A 23,564-nucleotide genomic window follows, 5' to 3' on the forward strand; every position below is an offset into this window, starting at 1 on the left:
CGTACCGCTATCACGGACGCTCGAACGCGAGCGCGTCTACGCCGGTCTTCACGTCGACGTACCGCGGTTCCCCGTCGTGGTAGACGAACGTTCCCCGGAACCGGTCCCCGTCGAGCACCGCCGGGAGCCACTCGCGGTCGGTCGACCACATCTCCCCCGTCGGGAGGTCGTCGACTGGCGCCCACACCGGGACGGCCTCCTCGCTCTCGGTCGGCGTGCCGTCGTACGCGGTCCCGCGGAACACGTGGACGACGGCCGACCAGTCGTCGGCCCAGTAGGCGAACGCGCCCGCGGGTTCCGGGTCGCTGACGCGGATGCCGAGCTCCTCGCGCACCTCGCGGACGGCGCACTCGCGGGGCGTCTCCTCGCCCTCCAGTTTGCCGCCCGGGCCGACCAGCTTGCCGGCGCCGACGCCGCGCTGCTTGCGTATCAGGAGCGTCCGGTCGCCGTCGACGACGTGACACAGCGTCGCCTCGGGAAGCGCCCCGCGGGCGGCCGCCGGCGTCAGCGCCGCGGGCGTCGCGCCCCTCACGGCTCCCCTCCGTTGGTATCGTTCGTTCCGCTCGCTTCGTTCTGTCCGTTCCCCCCCGTCCCGTGCGGCGGAACCGCGAACGGGCTGTCGCCCTCGCGCCACGACCACCCCGGAAGTCTGGTCTGAAAGCCCGCCGCAAGCGCCGCGTCGAGGTCGTCGGCGCCGGCGGCCTCGTCGGGCCCGCCGTGCGCGCGCGTGTCCGCGAAGTGGAACGTCGCCTCCGCCAGCAGCGCGAGGGGCTGGCCGCCGGCGATGGTCGACGCCAGCCGGCGCCCGAGCAGTTCGTCGACGACGAACCCCGGATAGTCGCCCTCCACGTCGAGGTCACGCAGGAGGCCGGCGAGGGCGGCGACGTTGACTGCGCGGTCGCCGTCGGCGAACACCCGGTCGACCTCGCGTCGGTACCGCTCGTCGGCGACGGGGTCGACCTCCGTGCCGAACAACTCGCCCAGGGCGACCCGGGTGTCGTTGAGCAGGGGGACGACCGTCGGGGCGCGCTCGCGGAGGCGGTCTCGCTCGGCGGCGACGGAGTCGGGCGTGAGTCGCATACGGGTCGTTCGGACCGGCCCCGGTAGTGGTTTGCGAAGGGTTTTATAACACGCGGGGGATACGGGGAGACAAGCGGGTTTTCCGTCGCCCACGAGGGCAGCTACAACGGAGCGTCCCGTACGCATGCAGTCTTCAACTCACAGTCGACCCGAGGGCGTCGCGTCCGACAGCCGCGCCCTCCGGGACCCGCGACGATCCTCTCACATATGAGTCAAGTCGAGAAGCAGTTAGCCGACACGAAAGCACAGATCGAATCGGAGATCCCCGACGACATCTCCGTCACCGACGTGAAATACGAGGGCCCGGAGCTGGTCATCTACACCCGCCACCCGAAGGAGTTCGCCCAGGACGGCGATCTCGTTCGGCGGCTCGCCTCCAAGCTCCGAAAGCGGATCACCGTTCGCCCGCACCCCGACGTCCTCTCGAAGCCGAAGGAGGCGAGGGCAAAGATCGAGGACATCATCCCCGACGACGCCGGCGTCGCCGACCTCGACTTCCACGAGGACACGGGCGAGGTCGTCATCGAGGCCGAGAAGCCCGGCATGGTCATCGGCCGCCGCGGCTCCACCCTCCGGGAGATCACCCAGGAGGTCGGGTGGACGCCCGAGGTCGTCCGCACGCCGCCGATCGAGTCCTCCACGGTCTCGAACGTCCGGAACTTCCTGAAGCAGGAGCGCGAGGAACGCCGCGACATCCTCGAACGCGTCGGCCGCACCATCCACCGCGAGGAGATGGCCGACGAGCAGTGGGTCCGCATCACCACGCTCGGCTGCTGTCGCGAGGTCGGCCGCGCCTCGTTCATCCTCAACACCGCCGAGACGCGCATCCTCATCGATTGTGGCGACAAGCCCGGCGCCGAGGGCGAGGTGCCGTACCTCCAGGTTCCGGAGGCGTTGGGTGCGGGCGCACAGAACCTCGACGCGGTCGTGCTCACCCACGCCCACCTCGACCACTCGGCGCTCATCCCGCTCCTGTTCAAGTACGGCTACGACGGTCCGATCTACTGCACCGAGCCGACGCGGGACCTGATGGGGTTGCTCACGCTCGATTACCTCGACGTGGCGAGCAAGGAGGGGCGCACCCCGCCGTACGAGTCGGCGCAGGTTCGCGAGGCGATCAAACACACCATCCCGCTGGAGTACGGCGACGTGACCGACATCGCGCCGGACGTGAAGCTCACGTTCCACAACGCGGGCCACATCCTCGGGAGCGCGGTCTCGCACTTCCACATCGGCGACGGGCTCTACAACGTCTGCTTCTCCGGCGACATCCACTACGACGACACCCGCCTGTTCAACGGCGCGGTTAACGACTTCCCGCGCGTGGAGACGCTCGTGATGGAGTCCACCTACGGCGGTCGCAACGACTACCAGACCGACCAGGAGGACTCCGAGCGCAAGCTGATCGAGGTGATCAACGAGACGTACGAGAACGACGGGAAGGTGTTGATCCCGGCGTTCGCGGTCGGGCGCTCCCAGGAGATCATGATGGTACTGGAGGAGGCGATGCGCACCGACAAGATCCCGGAGATGCCCGTCCACCTCGACGGGATGATCTGGGAGGCGACGGCGATCCACACCACCTACCCCGAGTACCTCCGCGACGAGCTGCGTGACCGGATCTTCCACGAGGACGAGAACCCGTTCCTCGCCGACCAGTTCAACCACATCGACGGCGGGGAGGACGAGCGCCAGGAGGTCGCCGACGGCGGTCCCTGCATCGTCCTCTCGACCTCCGGGATGATGACCGGCGGCCCCATCATGTCCTGGTTGCGCCACCTCGGCACCGAGGAGAATTCGACGCTCACGTTCGTCGGCTATCAGGCCCAGGGGACGCTCGGCCGCCGCATCCAGAACGGCTGGGACGAGATCCCGGTGCAGGACCCCCGCGACCGCAGCCGCAAGTCGACCATCTCCCTGCGGATGGGAGTCGAGGTCGTCGATGGCTTCTCCGGGCACGCGGACCGCCAAGGGCTCGAAAACTTCGTGAAAACGATGAACCCGCGCCCAGAGAAGGTGCTGTGTGTCCACGGCGACGAGCGCTCCGTGCAGGACTTCTCGTCGGCGCTGTATCACGACTACAACATGCGGACGTTCGCCCCGAAGAACCTGGAGACGTTCCGTTTCAAATGAACCACTTTTAACGGGGGCCTCGCGCCCTCCGGGCGCTCGACCCCCGCCAAAACCCGTTCATGCGGTCGGATTCTTCGAATCCGACTGCTAATCAGAATCGCTCCGCGATTCTGATGATGATCAAAAGGGCCGCTCGCTTGGCCTTCGGAGGGCTCGCTCCACTCGCCCTCCGTGCTCTCGTTCGCTTCGCTCACGAGAACTTCGGCCTCGCTCGCGGTACAACACGGAGTGGTCCCGCACGTGGACCGATCGTGAGACGCTCACGGTCGGTCGACTGACCGACCATCGCCGGGACTCAAGTTATCTCCCGTCGACGGATACGTATGCGCCTCGCGCTCATCGCCCACGACGAACAGAAGGACACCCTCGTCGAGTTCGCCCGCGAGTACGTCGACACCCTCGCCGCCCACGACCTGCTCGCGACGGGGACGACCGGCAAACGGCTCAACGAGGAAACCGACCTCAGAGTCGAACGCAAGTCGTCGGGTCCCCTCGGCGGCGACATGCAGATCGGCGCCGAGGTCGCCAACGGCGACTGCCACGGGATCGTCTTCCTCCGCGACCCGCTGACGGCACAGCCGCACGAGCCCGACATCTCCGCGCTCCTCCGGATCTGTGACGTGCACGACGTGCCGCTCGCGACCAACCCCGCGAGCGCGGCGTACCTCGTCGAGGGGATCGAACGCGATCCCCCGGAGTATCACGAGGGATAGCCGGCTCGGGTGACTTTTCACCCCGACCGCCGAACCGCCGCCAGTGAGACGCTCGGCTCCCGCACGCGCCGTGCTCGCCCTCATCGTGACGATTGCGGCGGTCGGGGGTCCCGCCGTCGCGCCCGCGGCTGCCACGCCCGAGGACTGCTTCGGCGACGGCCGGGATCTGGACGTCGGGACCGAGGGGCCGACGATCGATCTGTCGATCTACACGTCGCTGTTCACGAACCTCGGCGGGAAGGGCGCGCTCGGAATGTCGGCCGTCGGCCACACCGGCGAATATGAGGTGATCAGCCTCCGCACGGGCGTCGTCTTCGCCGGCGTCAACGACCCCGAGGCGTTCCTCGCGGACCCGTTCTCCCGGTTCGCGCTCGCGTTCGACTACACGCTCTCGCTGCCGATGCTGTCGGCTGCCCCCGGCGACACCACCTACGAGCAGTCGGAGGCGCCGGTCGAGGGCGTCCCCGAGGCCGAGTGCTCGGTGGAGTAGGCAGTCAATCCTCGGCGCCGTCGGCGAGCGCCTCGGCCGGGTCGACCGCCTCGCCGGACAGCTCGTCGATCCCGACGCGATCGCACAGGTCGTACAGCGGGCACGCCTCCGGCCCCTGCAGACACGCCGGCTCGCGGGCGGTGCAGTACTCCCGCCCGAACTGGATCATCGCGGTGTGGCCGAAGCCACATTTCTCGGGCGGCACCGCCTCCTCGAGTGCGGTCCGCACGCCCTCGTGGTCCGCGTCCGCGGGCGCGAGCCCCATCCGGCGAGAGATCCGGTGAACGTGCGTGTCCACCGGAAAGACGCCGTCGCGGCCGCCGGCGAACAGCAGGACGCAGTCGGCGGTCTTCGGCCCCACGCCGTTCATTTCGAGCAGCGTCTCGCGGACCGTGGCCGGGTCTTCCTCGCGAACGAACGCGTCGAAGCCGTCGGCGTCGCCGTACTCCTCGACGACACGCTCGGCGAGCGCGACGATCCGCTCGGACTTCATGTTGTAGAGTCCGGCGCCCGAGATGGTCTCGGCCAACTCGTCCTGTGCCGCGTTCGCAAGCGACGCCGCTAGATCACCTATCCACTCGGACCCATCCGGCCCGTATCGGGCCATCAGCGCGTCGTGTGCCGGCTGGCTCGCCTTGTCGCTGGTGTTCTGCGAGAGGATCGTCCGGACGAGACACTCGAAGGCGTCCTGTCCGCCGTAGGCCTTCTGCCAGTACAGGTCGCCGAGGGCGCCGACGACGGCCTCGGGGTGCGTCGCCGGCTCGTCGGCCGAGTCGAACGCGGCCGGACGGCCGCCGCCCGCGTCGCCGCCGCTGATGTTCTCGGCCGGTTCGTCGTCGGGCATGGTCGGTGCTCGGGCGTCATCGTACAAGAACCGTCGCCCGCGCGGTCCCGAACCGTCGGGGCGATCGACGACGCTCCCGACCGCGGCGCTACGGCTCGACGCGTAGCGTCACTGTCAGCGGGGCGCCCCGCTCCAGCGCCGTCACGAGTCGTCGGCCGAAGTCCGCGGCGGCCTTGTCCGCCTCGATCATGACCGTCCGCTCGTCGACGTAGTCGCTCGTCCGGCCGACCATGCTCCGGTCGCCCTCGTAGGAGAGGTCGGGATGGCCGTGACCCGTCACGGTCTCGGTCGCGTCGGCTGCGCCGAACTCGGCAACGATCGTCGCCTCCCGGGAGCGACACGCCTCGACGAACGAACGCGGCACGTCCGCGGGGGTGGCGTCCGCCTCGACCGCGAGGATGCAGTCGCCCGCGGGCGTGAGCCAATCGTCGCTGGTCACCTCGAAGGTGCTCTCGTGCTCGGCGCTGACGTGCTCGTGGCCCGACGCGCGGACGGTCACCTCGCGAACGGGACCCGCGGTCGTCGTCGCGTCCGACCCGCTCGACGCCTCGTCGGTCATATCGGTGGTGGGTGACGGCGGGACAAAACGACCGCGGTCGAGTCGATCAGTCCAGGTCGACGCCGCCGGCGAGGCGGTCGAGCCCGACGACCAGCACCGCCCCGACCGCGGCCGCGACGACGAACTCGCCGCCGACCGCGGCGGTCCACGCGCCGACCTCCTCGCCGACGCGGACGACCGGCGCCCGGAGCGCCCCGACGATGAGGCCGATCAGGAACGCGAGCGTCGCCTCGCGCCGCGCCGCCAGCGCCGCTCGGACCGCGTGCGCGACGGTGAGCAGTCCGACGACGCCGCCCGCGAGGAACGCGACGACCGGGACGCCGGTCTCGACGACCGCTGCCGTCGGGCCGCCGGTCGCGAGCGCCAACAGCGAATCGACGAACACGGACAGCGCCTCGGTCATGCGGTCGTACTGCCCGAGGATGACGAGCAGGAGCGACCCCGAGATCCCGGGGAGGATCATCGCGCTGACCGCGACCGCCCCCGCGAAGAACGTCGCCAGGGCGGTCTCGCCGAGGGCCGCCGAGGCCTGCCCGGAGGCGACGAACGCCAGCGCCGCCCCCCCGATCGCAGCTGCGGCCCGACCGCCGGTGTCGACGCGGAACTCCCCGCGGAGGACGACAGCCGACGCCCCGATGAGGCCGAAGAAGAAGCCGTACGTGAGCACCGGAACGGTCTCCAGCGCGATGTGCAACGCCCGCGTCACGGTGAGGATCGCGGTGGCGATGCCGGCGCCGAGCGCGAGCAGGAACCAGCCGTCGACCGCCGTCCAGACCGCGCGCAGCTCGTCGCGGTCGCCGAGCAGGCCGTCGAGCGCGCGTCGCGCGAGCGACGGCGACGCGGCCGTCACCGCGGCGATGAGGCGATCGTAGATCCCGGTGATCAACGCGATCGTGCCGCCGGAGACCCCGGGAACGGCGTCGGCGGTCCCCATCGCGACCCCGCGGAGGTACGTGCCGAGCGGTCCCTCGTCGCGCTCGATCAACTGTACGTCGTCTGCAAACGACGGTGACGCGTCGGCGTTCGTCGAGCGACCGGCCTCGGACGGCTCGGCGGCGGTCGCCGATGCATCGGCCGCTGCCGTTCCCGTCACGTCAGCCGACTCGGCACCGTCACCGTCGCCGCCGGCGTCCGTCATCTACGGTGCGACCGTGCTCCGGGTAGGGGCGCGCACGGCCGGCGCGGCCTCACCCGCGGCCGAGCCAGCGAGCGATCCGTCCGTCGACGAGTCGCCGCCCGCCGTCAGCGAGTCCGCTGACGCCGAGTCAAGCCCCTCCAGCGAGTCGAACTCCGCGGGCAGGGAACTCGTGTTGTCGGAGCCGTCGGTCGAGTTGTTCGTCTCCGAGCCGTTCTGGGCGCCCTCGGGCGCGCGGAGGACTTCCTCCGAGAGCGTGACGGTCGCGGTGCCGTCCTCGTCGCCGTTGACCAGTCCCTCACTCACGTTGAACGTCCCCTCGTTGCGGACGATGTACGCAGACTCGTTGCTCTCGACCTCGCCGGTGACCGTGTACGCGCCCGTCGCGCGAACGCTCACGTTGGTGTAGCCGTTCTCCGGGCCGTACTCGTCGTAGCCGGTCGTCGAGTACGGGACCGTGAACTCGAACTCGCCGTCCTCGTTGGCGGTCGCCTGCTGCTCGTAGGTGAACGTCGAGGCGTTGCCGCCGGTGCCGGCGTCGGGGACGCGCATCTCGACGGTCGCGGTGACCGTCTCGTTGGGGTCGGCGCCGTCACCCTCGACGGTCGCGCCGGGCACCTTCTCGAACGTCTTCACCCACTGCGGCTGCGTCTGCTGCAGCAGCGACGGGCGCAGCCCGAGCGACTGGGACTCCTGCAGTACCGTCCGCTGGTACTGACTGGAGGAGTACGCCGAGGTTTCGGACGTACTCACCAGCCGGTAGTGTTCCATCGCCGGCACGGACTCGCGCGGGAACGCCCCGACGCCGCCGATCTGCGCGGTGCCGTCCTCCTCGACGAACTCCTGGGCCGCGCTCTCGTTGGCGAACGTCCGAATCGCGCTCGCGTTCTCGCCCTGCGGCAGCACCTTGTAGGTGGTGCCGTCCTGCGCGGAGACCGTGTCGTAGTCGAACACGATCACGCGGTCGCCGAACGGCGTCTGGACCGCTGGGTCGGCGCGACTCCCGTGGAACAGGTACAGCCGCACCATCTGGCTCTCGTAGTAGCGCTGCGTCTTGTCGCGGAACGCGACGCCGTACTGAGTCCCCCGTTGGGTTTCCTGTGCGCGCAGCGTCGGCGAGTAGTAATCCGAGGCGTTCGTGTCGTCATCGAAGACGACGGGCGCGCCGAACTTCGAGCCGACCGTGACCATCTGCCAGTCGACCATGACGTAGCGCATGTCTTCGGCCTCGCCGTCGTCGTCGATGTTCGAGAGCACCTCGTCCGCGTCCTCTTCGCTGGGCGCGAGGAGGTAGTTCGCCGCGGAGCTGGCGCCCTGCTGGAACGGGTTCGCGTGCGGGATGCGCTCGCCCTGCGTGGTGATCCAGTGGCCGTAGTCCCACCAGGACATCACGCCGTAGGTTCCCTCTGCGTAGTCGTAGTCGTCGTCAGCGGGCCGCTGATAGGTGCCGTAGTAGTCGAGGTCGTCCGCGTTGCCGGCACCTCCGAGGTTCCCCTCGGCGGGCGTGTTGTCGTTCATCCACTCGAGGTTCTCGTCCCAGACGGTCACCGACCCCGGGCCGGTGTTGTTGCCGACGCCGACGGCGGTGTTCGTCCGGTCGATGGACACCTGTCCGGTGTTCCCGAGCGACAGCGGGACGACGAGCACCGGGCCGAGCACGACCAGCACCGTGAGCACCACGGCGATGATCTGGTACGTCTCGACGTCCGGCATCGAGAGGTCCGCCGAGAAGTCGATCCCGATGACCGCGAGGATCTCCCGGAGGAAGTAGGCGTTCAGCCCCGCGACGGCGACCGCGAGGTAGTAGTTGAAGCGGACCTGCGTGAACGCGGCGGCCGTGATGAACGCCGCCCACACGAACACGAACAGGTGTTCGGCGTCGTAGCGAACGCGCGCGGCAGCGCCGAACACGAGCAGGGCGACGAGTGCGAGTCCGAGCACCTGCGGGTTGAACCCGAGGCCGCTCGCGAGGTCGTTGAAGATCGGCGAGCCGACGAAGACGAACAGGACGACCAGCGCCGAGGCAGCGAGGTAGTAGTAGTCGCTCGTGGTGCCGCGCTTCCACAGCGGCTTGACGAGCATCCAGACGGCCGCCGCGAGGGCGGTGATGAACGCGAAGCCGTACTCGGCGATAACGACGCCGAAGCCGCCGTAGTACTGGACGAGCCCTGACTGGAGGAACGGTTGGGCCTCGCCGATGGTGCGGGTGGCCGCGCCCGCGGAGAAGCCGACGAACCGGAGGAGGTTGCTCTCGATCGTCGTGAACGGCGCCGCCTCGACGAAGATGACGAGGAGGACGCCGACCGCGCCGAGGATGCCGACGATCCCCGCGAACGCGTGGTCGTTCAGGCGGTCGTCCGCGAACTCGCGGGAGTCGAGTTGGCGCGCGAGGAACGCGAGGAAGACGGCGCCCGCGGCGGTCGCGAGCGCGAAAGCGGGCTGGATGAGGCTCATCGCGGTCGGAGAGAACGTCGCCTCCTCGAACTTGAGGAGTGCCATCAGGGCGGCGACGACCATCGAGATGACAGCGACGAACGCGACGTGGTCTGGCGAGCGGTCGCCCGCGTAATCGGAGACGGTTTGGAATGCGACGTAGGCAGCAAAGATTCCGAGCAGGAGGACGGCCGGGGGCCAGGTCCAGATGTAGAGGCCGATGGCGACGCCTGCAAGCGCACTCCAGTATAGAGTGGGCTTCAACTCGTCCCACTCGCTCGCCTGCACGAGTTCCCAGATTGGGAGGTCCCGCTGCGCGACAGCGAGCGCGACCATGAGCGCGACGACCGCGAACGCCTGGAAGAACGGTTCCGCGACGTTGTGGTCGGCGAACCCGACGAGGCCCCGACGGAGGAACGTTCCTGGGAGGAGCATGAGGATGACCGCGCCGAAGAGTCCTGCAAGGCGGCCACCGAGGCGCTTCCCGATCAAATAGGTAGGAACCACGACGAGCGCGCCGAAGACGGCGGGCGCAACGAGGAGCGTCTTGGCGACGAGCGCCTCGGAAGGGGAGCCGAGGCCGACGATGAGGGCGGCCGTGGCGATCAGTTGGTCGTATAGGGTACCGAACTGGCCGGAGTTGGTTCCGAACGGGTAGTACGTCCACGGGTCCCATGGCATCGTCGCCGGCCAGTTAGCGACGGTGTACCGGACCTGTCTAAGGTGGTACCACGCGTCGTTACCGTTGAAGTATACCTGGCCGTCGCGAATGAAGTTGCCGTAGGACTGGAGGCGGATCCACAGCATGAACGCGACGATTGCGAGGAGCGCCGGCACATGATAGAAGTCGCGTACGACATCTGCGGCCGACTTCCCTGTAAAGGAGTAGTTTAGGCCTGGGACGGAAGAAGCGGGATTTCCTCCGTCCGGGGTCGTGTCGCTATCGCTTCGACTCATTGCATCGATGGACTTGGAAAACGAGGATAAGCCTTGTGAAGTGGTCCGAAGTCATTTATTCCGATTAGCCAGCGTTCACGGTCACTCCAACGGTTTTCACACTTCTGTTCTGTCAAATACAATTTAATTTGTGAAGTTCTCCGGTAGCTAATCAATATGGATATCGGGATAACGCCGACAGCCCGCGGTAGAGGTAGCACGAGTCTATCGATGGCGTATACTTCAGAGATATCCGAGATCTCTCAGGTGTTCCTCAGGCGTACCTATCCCGGTCGCTCCGCCGTCATCTCCCGTAGCATCGAACAGTTGGGGAGTCAGCCAGTCGCGGACGTCGTACACGGTCTTCGGTAGCCCCTCTACCCCCTGAGCGGAGACCATCGCTCGCATCGAGTGTCGGCCAACTTGGCTATCGTTCGTCTCCTGCGTCTGGATGCCGTGGTCAGACAGGAGGACGAGACGGTCGCAACGCTCTCGCAGGTCTCCGACCATCCTGTCGACTATCGAATAGTACTCAAACAGTATCTCCGGACGGTCCGCGTAGACGTGTCCCGCCGTATCTAGCACGTGAGAGTGAACACCCGCGATTGGAACCTCCAACGTCGCCATCGCAGACAACCATCCAAGTTCCCGGCCCGTGTTCGCGATCAGATCTCGACGGAGGCGCTCGTGCGTTATTTTGTCGTCGGAAGCTTCGCTCATCCATCGCCAGGCCTCCAACAGGTGTGGTGCGTCGACGATCCCGGGCCACAACCACACCTGCCCGGTTTCGAACAGAGTTTCGTTCGCCGAGGTCCTGATTTGGATGCCGTCTTCGCTGCCGTCGCTACTCCTGAACGGTCTCCCGAGAAGACGACGCCACCTGCGAGGAAGATACTGTGTCACTTTACTCGCTGCATCCAATATCGGGTTCCCCCAGTCCTGTGCGTCTCCGGAGATACCGTGATCCTCCGGGCTGACGCCTGTCGCGACAGTAGCCCACACTTCCGGAGTGTACGGGACATCCTTTGTATGTGTAAACGTTTCAAGTTCGGCGTGCTCGTCGAGGAGTAAGTTATCACAGTCCCAGCGTGTCGCGAGTTCGTAGTCTGCTGCGTCCAAGGCGAGTACACAGACTGTTTCTGAAGCGCCCACAGTGGTAGATAGCGATCATGTGTATTGTGTTGTTTGGAATGGCGATGGCGCGGTTGCAGAACCTGATTGATGGTCGAAGAGGCCACAAGTGGGTATCATCGGAGACGCTCGGGAGTGAAGACAGCGTGGAGACATCCTCGTAATGAAGCCGGAATTGACTTGTAGCCAGATGGCCGACGAGATGTCCACTGCGAGTATGAGAGTACTGTGGCTACGGCCTACTACCGGTAAGAACATTAGTGTCGGCCGTGAGCGCATCGCTGAACATTTGGAGCGGAGGGGGGTGACTGTGGATGTCCGGGATGCAACTGGATGGGATGCTGTGGACGCGGCACGCGCGGCCTTCGTTGGTCGATACGATGCGATCGTTGGTACTGCACGCGCTGGACTCTACGTCGGGTACCCGCTCGCCGTTCTGGGTCGATTAGGGTTCGTCGCAGACATCGCGGATCCAATCGACCAGATTAGGGACCTGCCGGACTTACTCTTTCGGACGTTCAACTGGTATGAACTCTCCGTGCTTCGACGGACGTCTCAGCGCGCGGCCGTCTACGAGAGCACACGCAATCGCTTGGCTGCCCACGGGCTCTCTACGACACCCGTCGAAAACGGAGTCGATTTCGACAAGTTCGCTGATCCCGAGGCGAGCGTCGTCCGCCAGACAGAATCGATTCTCACGGAAGCGGGTGTAGACGTCGACAAACCGATCGCGATGTACGTCGGTGGACTATCGACTACGTACTATCTATTTGACATTCTGGGGGCGAGCGAACGCTGTTCCGACTGGCAGTTCGTGTTCCTCGGAGAGGGACCGTTAGCAGAGATGCTTCGAGACGCCAACAACGAACTGGAGAACGTCTTTTATCTCGGTTCGTTCGACTACGACCTTATTCCAGGATTTCTCTCTCACGCGTCGGCAGGGCTCTGCCTTGTTGGGATCGAACAACCGTTGAAAGTACTCGAATACGGTGCAGCCGGGTTGCCCACGATCGGGATGCACGGTGGGTTGTCGGATCGGTTCTCGGAGGACCAACTCCTCTTTGTCGACCCATCACCAGAATCGGTCGCAACCTCACTCGACGACCTCCGAACTGACCCGTCTCTCGCGAAGAAGTACGGTGAAAACCTCCGCGAAGAAGCAAAGCTCCACAGTTGGGCAGATATCGCAGATATCTACTACGAGCTCTTGGAGGCTAGCCTATCGTGAACCCTCTCATCGTCTCGAAGTATACAGACAGAATCCACGGCATCCCCAGATACGCGAGCGAACTGTCCAGACTGATCGGGAACTCCACGCTCCTGAGGTACAACGCTCCGGAAGGGGCACAGCCGACCTGCCAGCACGAGGTCTACCACGAACGTCCGAACACACCGGCACCGGATGCGATAGGGAAGTTCGTGAAACACCCGTTACAACTCACCCGCGCGGACGCCGACATCTACCACGCTGCAGACCCACGGGAGGTACTTCCGCTCAGGATGGCGCGACGTCGCCCTCTGGTGACGACACTCCACGACCTCATCGTGTACGAGTTCTCGAACGCGTTCAAGCGGCGGTGGACTGCCCTCTCGCGGTTCTATCTCCAGTTTCTCGACAGCAGTGATCGGATCATCGCCGTGAGTGAGTCGACGAAGCGGGATGCCGTCGACCGACTCGGAATCTCTCCGGAGAAGATCGACGTCGTGTACCACGGAATCGACGACCGATTCCAACCCCTCTCGTCCGAACGACAGACCTTGGAACTGGAAGACGATGCAGTCCTGATGGTTGGGCGTCCGCAACCCCGAAAGAACCACAGCGGTGTCGCGGCAGCGCTTGAGAGACTGGACGATCGCGGCATCGAGTCGCATTTGTATATCGTAGGAGCGGATAGTGCCGATGTCGAACAGTTGCGGAACTCTGTCAAGTACGACGGGAACCGGATCCACCCTACTGGGTACGTCGACGATCATAGGCTCGTCGAGTACTACAACGCGGCCGATGTCGTCGCCGTTCCGTCGTACTACGAGGGGTTCGGGTTCCCCGTACTGGAGGCGATGGCGTGTGAGACTCCGGTCGTGACGAGTGACCGGTCTTGCCTGCCGGAAATCGCTGGCGATGCGGCGTTATTTGTGGAACCTGACGACCCTGGTGCCATCGCGGATGGGATCGAAGCGGTCCTGAGGGACCGAGTCGTGTCGTCGGAATTACAGCAAGCAGGGCTCGAACGGGCGAAGTCGTTCACCTGGGAGCGAACCGCTGAGCAAACCAGACTCAGCTACCAACGAGCGATCGACACGTACGCTCAGTGAATCGGTCGGAGGCGTCTACCCATCCAAGTAGCCGAGGTCTGACAGGCGCTCTTTGACATCACTGTCATCACGCGATTCTCCGGGCTCTCCCCGCCGCTCGGGTGTTGTCGGCGGTACGTGATCGACCTGTAGCGACTCCCGGAACAGATCATCGAGTACCGACCCATCTATGTTCGATGGAACCCCGATGTCCAGAAGTGCCAACACCGTTGGCGCGATGTCCACGATGTCTGCTGTCCCGCCAGACTCTACAACACCGGGACCGTCGATGGAGTATATGCCCTCGGGGGCGTGTCCATTATGCTCCTGCCTGCGGAAGATGACATCTGACATGACGTTGTCGACTTGGTGGGTGGTCGAGGTCACGACCACGTCTGGTGCCTTGTCCGCTTCCGGCCCGTCGTATACTTTTTTGCTCAGCCGGACCTCGTCAAACACCTTCTCACCTGTCTTCGGATCGACGACACTCTTTAACCCTTCGGCAATCTCGCGTGCAACTTCGGGACGGTCTTCCGGGGAAACAATCCCATCCTCAAACCGATCTGTGTCATTGATATAAATCCCTCCCCAGCCCTTCGACTTCGAGTTCGCTGGGTCGATGTCGCCGTACGTAAGATCTGCGTCTACTGGGAGGTACCCGGAGACTCGCTTGTACAACCAGTCGGCGGTGTTGAATATCTTTGGATACCGCGACACCGTTTTTGCAATTCTGGACAGATCGATCTGTCGACTGACATCCTGTTTCTGTTGTTTCTCTTGGGATTTTTTGGTTGGCGCGACAGAGGCGTCGCCGCCTTCGTCCACCGATAGATACCCGTTCTTCTTCAGCCACCCATTCAGGTAGAACATGGAGTGATAATAACGGAATCCGTGGTCGGAGAGTAGTATGAAGTAATCATCTTCCGAGAGCTGTTCCCGGAACCAGCCAATTTGTTCATCGAACATCTCGTAGCCCTCGACGGCTCGTTCGGCCGCAGGAGAGAGGTCTCCAGTGCCGAGATCAGACACTAACTCATCGTACAATTCGTGTTGAATCCAGTCGGTGGCGCTCACCAAGTGGAAGAACAGGTCCCAGTCCTCGGTTTGGAACAGTCGTCGGGACCAGTCAAAGCGGGTCTCCTCGACTTGGATGAGATCCTCGACGTACGGCAGCGAGCCTCCAACATCTTCTGCATCGCCTTTGGGGGAGACTCGAAACTCGCCGAATTCGTCCTCCAGTTCGCGATACTCTTCGGGAAATACTGTCTCGTCCCCTTGGGTCAGCAGTGAAGTCAACACGGGGGAATCTACTTGTGGGGGATAGCTCATCGGGAGATTAACCAGAATTGGAGTCCCACCAGCGTCGACAATGCGCTCGTAGAACGTCTCAACGGAGATGTCGCTCGATGTTGCTGCGCTGACTTCTGTAAGGGATCCCTCGAATTTCGTGAAGTCGAAAATGCCGTGCTTCCCCGGATGGACACCGGTCGCGAATGAAGTCCAGGCAGGACCGGTGAGTGGGGGTGTCGTGCTTCGAAGTGTCCCAGACGCAGTCTCGTTGAGGAGCGACGACAGATTCGGCATAGCTCCAACATCGATGAGCGGGTCGATAAGGTCGAACGTGGCCCCATCGAGCCCGAATATAACAACCGATGGCTGATCTTTCATATCCAAGTCGTGCCGTTAACGCATGGAAAGTTTTGTCATTGGATCTCCCAACGAAATGGGTCGACAGCCATTGGGTCAGGACCGGCGTGGAACCGACGACACAGAAGAGGAACAGTAGCCCGAGTGTGAACGACTGGACATCGGTAGACCGTGGTCGGGTCTCTTCTCGAGACCGACCTATTCGATGTAACCGAAAGCTCGCAGGTTGTCTTTTACCTGTTCCTCGTCTATCTCTGATGTGTCGGAAACTGGGGGCTCAGCGATGATACGGCGGCGACCGTTGGACGGCGCCTCGTACCACGGTACCTCGGTCAGTTCCGGTCTGTGTATCCGGTTGGCATGCCCTCGGATCGGTACGGGCACCGGCCACGCTCGCTCACCGAACACCTCGCCATGGTCGGCCGAAACCACTGTTTTCCCACGAGTCTCCTCGATGAGACGTTTCACGGAGGGCACCGCCACCCGGAGATTGTCCTGATACGCTTCGACGACTTCGGCCCTGGTCACCTCACCCCTCCGGAGTTGGTCGTAGACGCTGTCCGTTTGCTCCCGATTTGTGTCGACGTTCTCTAACGCCTCGGATCGAGCTGGATTGGCGGTCCGGTTTCCGACGGCTGCTTCGCCGATAAACGGGGCGTGAGGCTGCATCAAGTGGACAACAATGCGCTTGTTCGGGTAGCGGTCGGCGGCTTCGATGCCACGTTGGACAACTGTCTCCGGTAGCGTCGTTCGAAGTTCCTCATCGAAGCCGTCCTCCCAGACTCGGTCGACGGCGTGGAAGTCGAGTTCGTCAGCGATCTTCGAGAGGTATACGTTCGCCGTCACGTAGACCGTATCGTGGTGTTCCCGACCAGTCCAGTGTCTCCGCACGAACTCCGGTGTGCCACCGACTCCCGAATCGATCTTCTTCAGTGTTCCACCGTTGAGTTCGCTCCAGAGGACTTCGGCGAACGTGTCGAACCGGCACGCGTCGAGGATAACGAGGATGTCCCAGTCCCGTTCCGGATACCGTTTCGCCGGGGGCCCAGAATCGAGAATTGGCTTGGCAATCTTCTCACGAAGAACCCATTCGACAGTCATTCGTGCGCTATCCATCACCCGTGGATTTCCAGTTCTGGTCATTATAACCTTACCGACTACCGGGCCTATTAACAAACCATTCATCCACAAATAGTCCAACAGGACACTATCTGGTTGACACGACGTACTGGAACTGTTCGGCACTGTATATCTCGAACACAGCTCCGAATGATCGATCTGTGTTCGTTATCGAACCTGGCGTTTTATCCCCGCCTTGTGAGGGGCGATTTGTTGTCGATTGTCTAACTACCCTGTCGATCTTGACGGAAGTGAAGCCTATTTTCCGATCCAAGAGATCGGTTTCGATACCCGAAGCGAACTCCGATGTGGGACTTTCGGTAGGCGATCGCTTCTCCGAGTGGTTCATTTCCCGTTTCGAAACAGAACAGTAGGTCGATGGAGCGTTCGGGTCGACCAAATCAGACGGCGAATAACTGCGATATGATGACGTAACCGATTAACGTGCAGGGGGTCACGTTCGGGTATGGTATCGTCTCGGTCGGCTATCTTCTCCGGCGCCGGGTTTGTTTTCATCGGCATTGTGATCGAGATGGGGCTCTCGTTTTTCGGACAGCTGATCATCGCCCGAGAACTCGGTCGAGTGAGCTACGGCGCCGTTTCGATCGGCACAACAGTTCTCACATTCGGAGTGACGATCACGATCCTGGGACTCAATACGGGCCTCGCCCGGAACATTTCGCGCGCCGGATCGAACATCGAGGAACGGACGATGCTCAACTCGGCACTCGTTATCGCGGGTCTCACTTCTCTAACTGGAGCCGTCGTTCTCTACGCGACATCACCGACGCTCGCCGTGAATGTATTCGGTGACGGCAGCCTAACTCCCATCCTGCGGTTGTTTGCGGTCGTGCTCCCAGTCGCGGTGCTTTTCCGGGTCTCGCTGGGGGGGATCCGAGGATATTCGATGACACGAGGCCGGATCTATGCTCAAAACATCACTCTACCGGTATCCAGGATCGTCGGGATCGCGGTAGCGATCCTCCTGGGTGGCGGGGCGCTTGCAGTCGCTGGTGCGTACACGTTCGCCTACATAATCGCTGCCGCCGTCGCCTTCGGCGTTCTGATCAGACACACGCCGATCGGAACAGGAGCGGTATCCAGTTACCGGGAACAGTCTCACAGTCTCCTCTCGTACTCGTTACCCCTTATTTTGTCGACGTCGATGACGAGGATCTACACGCAAGCAGATGTGCTGTTGTTGGGTGCCTCAAGCGTCGGGACGGGGGGGGTCGGCGTGTACCGTGTGGTCTACCCGCTGGCGGGCCTACTGACGACCTCGTCACTTGCGTTGGGATACATCTATCTCCCTGAAGTCTCGTCGCTACATGACGAGGACAACATCGAAGAGATCAGGAGCCTGTTCAAACTGACGGCAAAGTGGATAACGATAGCCGGACTGCCGATCATTCTCGCGTTCCTTACCATCCCCAGAGAGATCCTAACGCTCCTGTACGGCCAAGAGTACACTTCCGGGGCAGTGACGCTACAAGTGGTCTCGATCGGGTTTTTCCTTTCGATCGCAGCGGGCCCGAACGCGAAAACACTCATGGCGTTCGGAGAGACCCGCTACGTCGCAGTCGTCGATACGATCACGGCTGCCACGAATGTCGTGCTCAATCTGCTACTCATTCCGCAACTCGGGATCCTGGGTGCAGGCATCGCGACGGTGATCTCCTACGTTGTACAGAATATGCTGTACAGCGGTCGAATATACTACAAGAACAAGCTCTCTCCGCTGTCGTGGGGGATGGTCATTCCGACTGGCATCTGTCTCGCGTTCGGCTTCGGTATCCTGTTAGTGGATTCTGTACAAGGGCTCTCGACATCCGTGCGCGTTGGTGGATACCTAATAGCTCTGGGGACAGTCGTTCTAGTGAGCACGTTCGTATCTATTGGAGATCCGGAAAAAGAGATGATATCGGAGGTCTTCAGTCGTATTCGTGGACTCTATTGAGTCGGAGTTTTCTCTGGCGACAGTCTCGCCATAAAATCGTCTTCGAAAGACTCGTAACCTATGTCGTAGAGGAACTGGGTGACCCCGTTCGTGGACGCTCGTGCGAACTTTATTTCGTCGACAGTCCACCCCTTTCGCTCTGCCAACGTCTCTATCGTGTCTGGGCAGAACCACATCGTGTGGTCGTTGATAACCGAGACATTCATCCCGGGGATCAGTTTGCGCGCAATCTGAACAAGTGCAAATGGGTAGGGGGTCGACAGTATTAGTTCCCCTCCCTCGCGAAGGTGACTCTTGCAAGAATCAAAGAATTCGCCGGGAGCAACCATGTGTTCGATGACTTCGCCGGCGACGATCACGTCAAACTCCTGGTTCAAATCGAACGACTCGGCATCGGCGACGTACACATCGTATCCATGCTCGGAAATCCGCTCTATCTTTTCGGCGTCCAGATCGATTCCCACACATTCAGAAGCATTCGAGACCAATTCATCGTGGAACCACAGATCGTCGTCTGGCCAGCGACCGACGCAGCCCACGTCGAGAACACGTTTATTCTGTATCCGTGGAAGGATGTAGTCGATAACTGTCTGTCGAGTCATCTTCGATATATGGCGAGATGGCACTAATTAAAAATAGTGCCGACTCCGGGGGATCTGCATTCGATGTTTTATCAATCTTATAACGTAGTACAGACGATCGATTTAGTTCTTAATCGTTGTAGATATTGGTGAAGTGATGTGTCCGTCGCGACCATATGTGATTAGTCCACTGAACCCATTATGGACTCCGCGGCCGGGTAGCGGTGACTATTCGAACGATTACGCGCCCTCCGGAGACAGTCGCGACTTCACGCAATGAGGACTATAGCCCAGTTTTCGTACTTCACGGCGGTATATCGGCTCCCGACCGCGTTTTGTGTCCCGCGCTCGATCGGTGCCGACCCCACGAACTGTTTTTGTTTTGGTCAAAGTCCGATAACGACCCGGGACCGTTCTCACTACGGCCCGATGCTGTCGTAAATGCCGTCGAGGTCGTTCAACACGCTGTTCCAACTGCGTCTTCGCGCGACTTCGGTGGCGGCGTTCGACCAGCGCCTCCAGATTTCGCTGTCGGTCAACAGTTCCTCGAGCTCGTCCGCGATCCGCTCGCTCTCGTACGGAACCCGAATGACTCCCTCCTCAAGCTCATCAGCCAACGAGAGGGGAACAGACACGACTGGACGACCAGTCGCGGCACCTTCCAACATGCTTGCCGGACCGCCTGATTCGCTCCGGCTTGTGACGAGGAGAGTTCTCGCTTTCGCGTACTCGTGTTTGATCTTATCGTGGGGAACGAGACCGGCAAACGTGACTCGGTCGGAGACTCCGCGATTCTCCGACACCGAGAGAAGTTCTTGGTGATACTCCTCGTCGACGATCGGACCCACTACTCGAAGGTGGAGGTTCTCGTGATCACGGTCGGTGTCGATCAATTCGGCCAGCGCTTCGATGGATAGTTCGATGTTCTTCTCCGGGATAACCTGCGCGACCATCAGGAGTCGACCTGCGATCGGATCAGTCGACTCACCGGCGGCGTCGAACTCGTCGAAATCCACGCCGTGGGGGATCTTGTGTATTATGCCTCGGTCGAACCCCATCCGGTCCAGAAACCCCAACTCCTCGTCGTCGAACCCAGTCACCGCATCGACAAGTTCCCGTTCTACGTACTTCAGCGGGTTCTTATCGGGATACACGGCTCCAACGTCAGCCTTGAGAATAGACGGAGTCCTCGGATTCAGTATGGCGACAATCTCGGGAAACACCTGACCGTAGGAGTGCAGGTGGAGAACATCGGTATCGACCCGGAACCGAACAGGATTGGCAATAGGGAGAATCTGATGTCCAAACGTCCTTGCCGGGAACCGGACAATTTCTATGCCTTGCTCCTCTGTCCTCCCCTTCTCGTGTCCCGCTCCTGATCCGTTCGGTAGGAGCGTCGTCGTCAAAACCGTAACCGAGTGGCCCGCTTGCGCCTGTCGAGTAGCGACTTTCTCGTGCCAATGTGCGAACTCCAGATCGAACGTAGGGCAAATATGGGTCACTCTCATCGTAGATCTCCAGCGTCTGCCAGCTGTGTCGGATTGTAGTAGAACTCTAGTATAAAGGCCCACCGCTGTATGCGACTGAGGCTTACAACGTGACAGAGTATCACTAACGTATTTCACCCGCAGTCATCCTAATTTACGTCGGAGCATGTAACCAAGCGAAGAACCCCAGATTGCCAAGAGAACCTAATCGAGTAATATGTCAAAGAAATATTGAAATCTGTTCAAGGGTGGAGTGATCATATTCGCCGGTTTAGTCTTCCAATTAGTAGTCTCGTTTCTCGCGAAGATTGTAATCGCCAGAACCATCGGTCGAGTAGACTATGGTGCCGTTACTCTCGGATCGACACTTCTCACAATTATCTCGACGTTCGCGATATTGGGGATGAACCACGGTCTAAGCAGATACATCCCACGCAAAGACGATGTTGAGTACAAACGGAGTGTCGTTCTCTCGGCGTATCAGATTGCAATTCCGACAGCAGTTGTGGCGGGCTTAGTGGTAGTCCTCTTCTCAGACGAGATCGCGGTACGTCTGTTTAACGACCCCTCGGTCGGTGACATCCTTTGGATCTTTGGTCTCGCGATCCCCTTCGCTGTCACCGTGCAGGTCGGGATCGGCACGATTCAGGGACTTCAACTGTCAGTTCCAAAAGTCGCCGTACGAAACGTCACCCAGCCGCTCACGAGGTTCTTACTTGTAGGTGCGGTGGTGTTCTACGGCTTCGGGAAGACCGGAATGGCGTGGGCGTACGCAGGTGGCCACATCGCTGCTGCGTTACTTTTGCTCTACTACGTATTCAATCACCTTCCGCTCTTAGAACGGAAGCCATGGACACGGATGCACTCGGAACTACTCACGTTCTCGCTTCCCCTCGTCGTGACATCAGCAATGGTCGTCCTGCTTTCACGAGTTGACTCGTTCATGCTTGGGGTGCTCGCTACAACCGGCGATGTCGGAGTGTACGGAGTCGTCTACCCGATGGCAGAACTGTTGACTGCAGGTCTCGCATCGTTTGGGTTCCTCTTCACCCCAATACTCTCTGAACTGCACGCGGACCAAGAGTTGGAGGAGATGCGTCGTCTCTGCCAAGTTGTGACAAAGTGGATATTCATGGTGACGCTCCACGTTTTCATGATTCTCACGGTGTTTCCCGAAATCACCATCTCCCTCTCCTTTGGGGCGGAGTATGCTGACGGTTCGTTGGCCCTTACGAACCTGGCATTCGGCTTCTTCTCCCATGCTGTGCTCGGTCCGAATGTAAATGCGCTCACGTCTATCGGAAGAACCCGGATGATAATGTATGATAATGTCGTCGTGACAGCCCTTAGTATCGCGCTCAATATTCTCCTGATTCCACAGTTCACCTACATCGGTGCGGCGGTTGCGACTACAGTTTCGTACGTCTTCCTCAACATTCTCTATACGGTTCAAATCCATCGAGTAACCGGGATCCATCCGTTCACGGCGGCGATGGTCCGTCCTGGAATAATCGCAGCGATATCTATTGCGACAATCTATTTGCTAACCAACGAGTACCTCTCTTCGACTCCACTCACGTTGTTCGCGAATTTCTTTGTGTTCATCGTCGTATACACGTTTGGTGTCCTCAGTTTTTGGGGAATCAAGGAGGAGGAGATCGACCTGCTCTTACAGATGGAAGATCGGTTTGGCGTCGATCTCTCGATGCTAAAAAAGGTAGTAGTCAGAGTGATGAAGTGAGATAGATCCCTGTGAAGAAAGTCGAGAACTACTCCATGTATCCCAACTCTCGTAGGGTTTCCTCGTCGGCGTCATAGCGGGTGACCCCGCCCTCGATGTTGAACTCCCTGATGGACGCGATCAGGTCGTCGTCGTCGGCCGCCGGTGAGCCTTCTAGCGTCCGCGTGCGGTACGGTTCCGAGCGCGAGGGATCGTAGGTTGTGATGTGCTGCTGGTTCATCGCCGCGCGCCGGTCACCGTACAGCGCGAACGCGACATCGCGCGACTCCTTTCCCAGTTCGTGCTCTTCGTCCCGCAGTAGCGTCGGCACGTCGATCAAAGACACCACGGCGCCGAGTTCGGCGTCGACGTTGCTCATGCCGAACGGGACGCGGTGTAGAAGCGGGTGGAGCAGCCCCGGATGGCCCCACGTGTCGTCCTCGCCGAGCAGTTCGCCGTGGTCACCCGTGAACACGACGCGGGTGTCGTTCGGAATCTGTTCCCACAGGCGCGCCAACTCGAAGTCGAGTTCCTCGACCTCGCGACGGTAAAGGTCGCGGACTGTGTCTGCCTCCGAGTGGGGGAGGGCCCCCGCGACGGCCCGGCGCGACAGCCGGTTGGCGCGGTCGCGATCGATGGGGGCGCTGTAGGGGTCGTACGGGTGGTGTGGTTCCATGAAGTGAAGCCAACCGAACCACTCGTCGTGTCCCTCGATCTCGTCGAAGAACTCGGCGATTACGTCGTCAGCACGGCGGAACGACTTGTCGAGCCTGACGACCTTCGCTCGTGCGTGCTCGAAGGCGTTCCACATCGTTGAGGCGATCCGGTACGCTTGCGACCCCAGTTCGAGGCGGTCGGAGATTCGCCCGGCGATTCCCTCGCCGCCGGCGCGCGGCGAGGTGAACGAGTCGAACCCCTCGTCGTAGTTGTACTCGGGGGAGAGTAGGTGGTTCGTCGTTACGCCCACGTGCTTGCCCGGGAGGTGCGTCGCGACGCTTGTTTCGCGGTGAAGGCCGCGCTCGGTTGCGTACTTGCCGCCGACGATTGCGGGGAAGCTCCCGAACGTCTCTGGGAACGTAGAGAATGCGAAATTATGCTCAGTGTCAACATACGATCGGGTTCGAGGCATGTACTCGAAATGATCGTAACGGAGGGAGTCGACAGTGACGAGCAGTGTTCGTCCCTCGGTCATACCAAATCGGTGCTGTGCACCATCCATAGACTTTCCCTTTTGAAATGGCCAGGTCGTAAGTGTCAGAGAATAGTTAAACAACTGTCCGGGCACATGGCTACGAAGACAAAATTTA

19 protein-coding genes are annotated in these 23,564 nt (G+C 61.7%); 7 read left to right on the plus strand and 12 right to left on the minus strand.

From position 1 onward, the window contains the following. Positions 1-10 precede the first annotated feature (10 nt). Together K6T36_RS14645 and K6T36_RS14650 are read right to left on the minus strand one after the other, a co-directional pair. Positions 11-532 carry an 8-oxo-dGTP diphosphatase gene (locus K6T36_RS14645; RefSeq protein ID WP_222921926.1) on the minus strand — a complete coding sequence of 174 codons (522 nt, stop codon included), beginning with the start codon at positions 530-532 and terminating at the stop codon, positions 11-13. After that, positions 529-1,080 carry a DUF7984 family protein gene (locus K6T36_RS14650; RefSeq protein ID WP_222921927.1) on the minus strand — a complete coding sequence of 184 codons (552 nt, stop codon included), beginning with the start codon at positions 1,078-1,080 and terminating at the stop codon, positions 529-531. Before K6T36_RS14650 ends, K6T36_RS14645 begins: the two co-directional genes overlap by 4 nt. A gap of 207 nt (positions 1,081-1,287) precedes the next feature. Here K6T36_RS14650 and K6T36_RS14655 point away from each other — a divergent pair, with 207 nt between their 5' ends. The 3 genes from K6T36_RS14655 to K6T36_RS14665 all read left to right on the plus strand — a co-directional run bounded on the left by K6T36_RS14655 (position 1,288) and on the right by K6T36_RS14665 (position 4,416). Next, positions 1,288-3,213: a beta-CASP ribonuclease aCPSF1 gene (locus K6T36_RS14655; RefSeq protein WP_222921928.1), complete on the plus strand. Its 1,926-nt coding sequence runs from the start codon at positions 1,288-1,290 to the stop codon at positions 3,211-3,213. A 323-nt stretch (positions 3,214-3,536) separates the two neighbouring features. After that, the gene (locus tag K6T36_RS14660; RefSeq protein WP_222921929.1) at positions 3,537-3,926 is read left to right on the plus strand and encodes a methylglyoxal synthase; all 390 of its coding nucleotides are present in this window, start codon (positions 3,537-3,539) and stop codon (positions 3,924-3,926) included. Positions 3,927-3,969: 43 nt separating this feature from the next. After that, a complete protein-coding gene (locus tag K6T36_RS14665) occupies positions 3,970-4,416 on the plus strand; it encodes a DUF7332 family protein (RefSeq protein WP_222921930.1) in 447 nt (148 codons plus the stop codon). A gap of 4 nt (positions 4,417-4,420) precedes the next feature. Here K6T36_RS14665 and K6T36_RS14670 read toward each other — a convergent pair whose 3' ends face one another. The 5 genes from K6T36_RS14670 to K6T36_RS14690 all read right to left on the minus strand — a co-directional run bounded on the left by K6T36_RS14670 (position 4,421) and on the right by K6T36_RS14690 (position 11,442). After that, a complete protein-coding gene (locus K6T36_RS14670) occupies positions 4,421-5,260 on the minus strand; it encodes an endonuclease III domain-containing protein (RefSeq protein WP_222921931.1) in 840 nt (279 codons plus the stop codon). Between the two features lie 88 nt (positions 5,261-5,348). Further along, the gene (locus tag K6T36_RS14675; protein ID WP_222921932.1) at positions 5,349-5,819 is read right to left on the minus strand and encodes a DUF371 domain-containing protein; all 471 of its coding nucleotides are present in this window, start codon (positions 5,817-5,819) and stop codon (positions 5,349-5,351) included. Between the two features lie 46 nt (positions 5,820-5,865). Continuing rightward, a complete protein-coding gene (locus tag K6T36_RS14680; protein WP_222923476.1) occupies positions 5,866-6,753 on the minus strand; it encodes a DUF368 domain-containing protein in 888 nt (295 codons plus the stop codon). 204 nt (positions 6,754-6,957) lie between these two features. Next, positions 6,958-10,224: an oligosaccharyl transferase, archaeosortase A system-associated gene (locus K6T36_RS14685; protein ID WP_225935139.1), complete on the minus strand. Its 3,267-nt coding sequence runs from the start codon at positions 10,222-10,224 to the stop codon at positions 6,958-6,960. Between the two features lie 342 nt (positions 10,225-10,566). Next, complete coding sequence (locus tag K6T36_RS14690) at positions 10,567-11,442, minus strand: alkaline phosphatase family protein (RefSeq protein WP_222921934.1); 876 nt, start codon at positions 11,440-11,442, stop codon at positions 10,567-10,569. A 202-nt stretch (positions 11,443-11,644) separates the two neighbouring features. On the opposite strand from K6T36_RS14690, the gene K6T36_RS14695 reads away from it, so the two are divergent. Continuing rightward, the gene (locus tag K6T36_RS14695; protein ID WP_222921935.1) at positions 11,645-12,682 is read left to right on the plus strand and encodes a glycosyltransferase; all 1,038 of its coding nucleotides are present in this window, start codon (positions 11,645-11,647) and stop codon (positions 12,680-12,682) included. Beyond that, positions 12,679-13,767: a glycosyltransferase family 4 protein gene (locus K6T36_RS14700; RefSeq protein ID WP_222921936.1), complete on the plus strand. Its 1,089-nt coding sequence runs from the start codon at positions 12,679-12,681 to the stop codon at positions 13,765-13,767. Before K6T36_RS14695 ends, K6T36_RS14700 begins: the two co-directional genes overlap by 4 nt. Before the next feature lie 15 nt (positions 13,768-13,782). Here the strand turns inward: K6T36_RS14700 and K6T36_RS14705 are convergent, their stop codons facing one another. Next, positions 13,783-15,414, minus strand: coding sequence for an alkaline phosphatase family protein (locus K6T36_RS14705; RefSeq protein ID WP_222921937.1), 1,632 nt, complete (start codon positions 15,412-15,414; stop codon positions 13,783-13,785). Positions 15,415-15,591: 177 nt separating this feature from the next. Beyond that, complete coding sequence (locus K6T36_RS14710; protein ID WP_222921938.1) at positions 15,592-16,509, minus strand: hypothetical protein; 918 nt, start codon at positions 16,507-16,509, stop codon at positions 15,592-15,594. A gap of 469 nt (positions 16,510-16,978) precedes the next feature. Between K6T36_RS14710 and K6T36_RS14715 the strand changes: the two genes are divergently transcribed. Beyond that, a complete protein-coding gene (locus K6T36_RS14715) occupies positions 16,979-18,469 on the plus strand; it encodes a flippase (protein WP_222921939.1) in 1,491 nt (496 codons plus the stop codon). On the opposite strand, the gene K6T36_RS14720 is transcribed toward K6T36_RS14715, so the two are convergent. Both K6T36_RS14720 and K6T36_RS14725 read right to left on the minus strand, forming a co-directional pair. Continuing rightward, a complete protein-coding gene (locus K6T36_RS14720) occupies positions 18,463-19,071 on the minus strand; it encodes a class I SAM-dependent methyltransferase (RefSeq protein ID WP_222921940.1) in 609 nt (202 codons plus the stop codon). The two genes, K6T36_RS14715 and K6T36_RS14720, sit on opposite strands and share 7 nt — an antisense overlap. A gap of 398 nt (positions 19,072-19,469) precedes the next feature. Next, positions 19,470-20,558 (minus strand): glycosyltransferase family 4 protein, encoded by a 1,089-nt coding sequence (locus tag K6T36_RS14725; RefSeq protein WP_222921941.1) that lies wholly within the window; start codon positions 20,556-20,558, stop codon positions 19,470-19,472. Between the two features lie 232 nt (positions 20,559-20,790). Here K6T36_RS14725 and K6T36_RS14730 point away from each other — a divergent pair, with 232 nt between their 5' ends. Then, entirely contained in the window at positions 20,791-22,278 is a 1,488-nt protein-coding gene (locus tag K6T36_RS14730) for a flippase (protein ID WP_222921942.1), read from the plus strand. A gap of 28 nt (positions 22,279-22,306) precedes the next feature. Here the strand turns inward: K6T36_RS14730 and K6T36_RS14735 are convergent, their stop codons facing one another. Beyond that, complete coding sequence (locus K6T36_RS14735; RefSeq protein ID WP_222921943.1) at positions 22,307-23,542, minus strand: sulfatase-like hydrolase/transferase; 1,236 nt, start codon at positions 23,540-23,542, stop codon at positions 22,307-22,309. Positions 23,543-23,564: the final 22 nt, after the last annotated feature.

The organism is Halobaculum roseum, assembly GCF_019880245.1.
Taxonomy (GTDB): Archaea; Halobacteriota; Halobacteria; order Halobacteriales; family Haloferacaceae; genus Halobaculum; species Halobaculum roseum.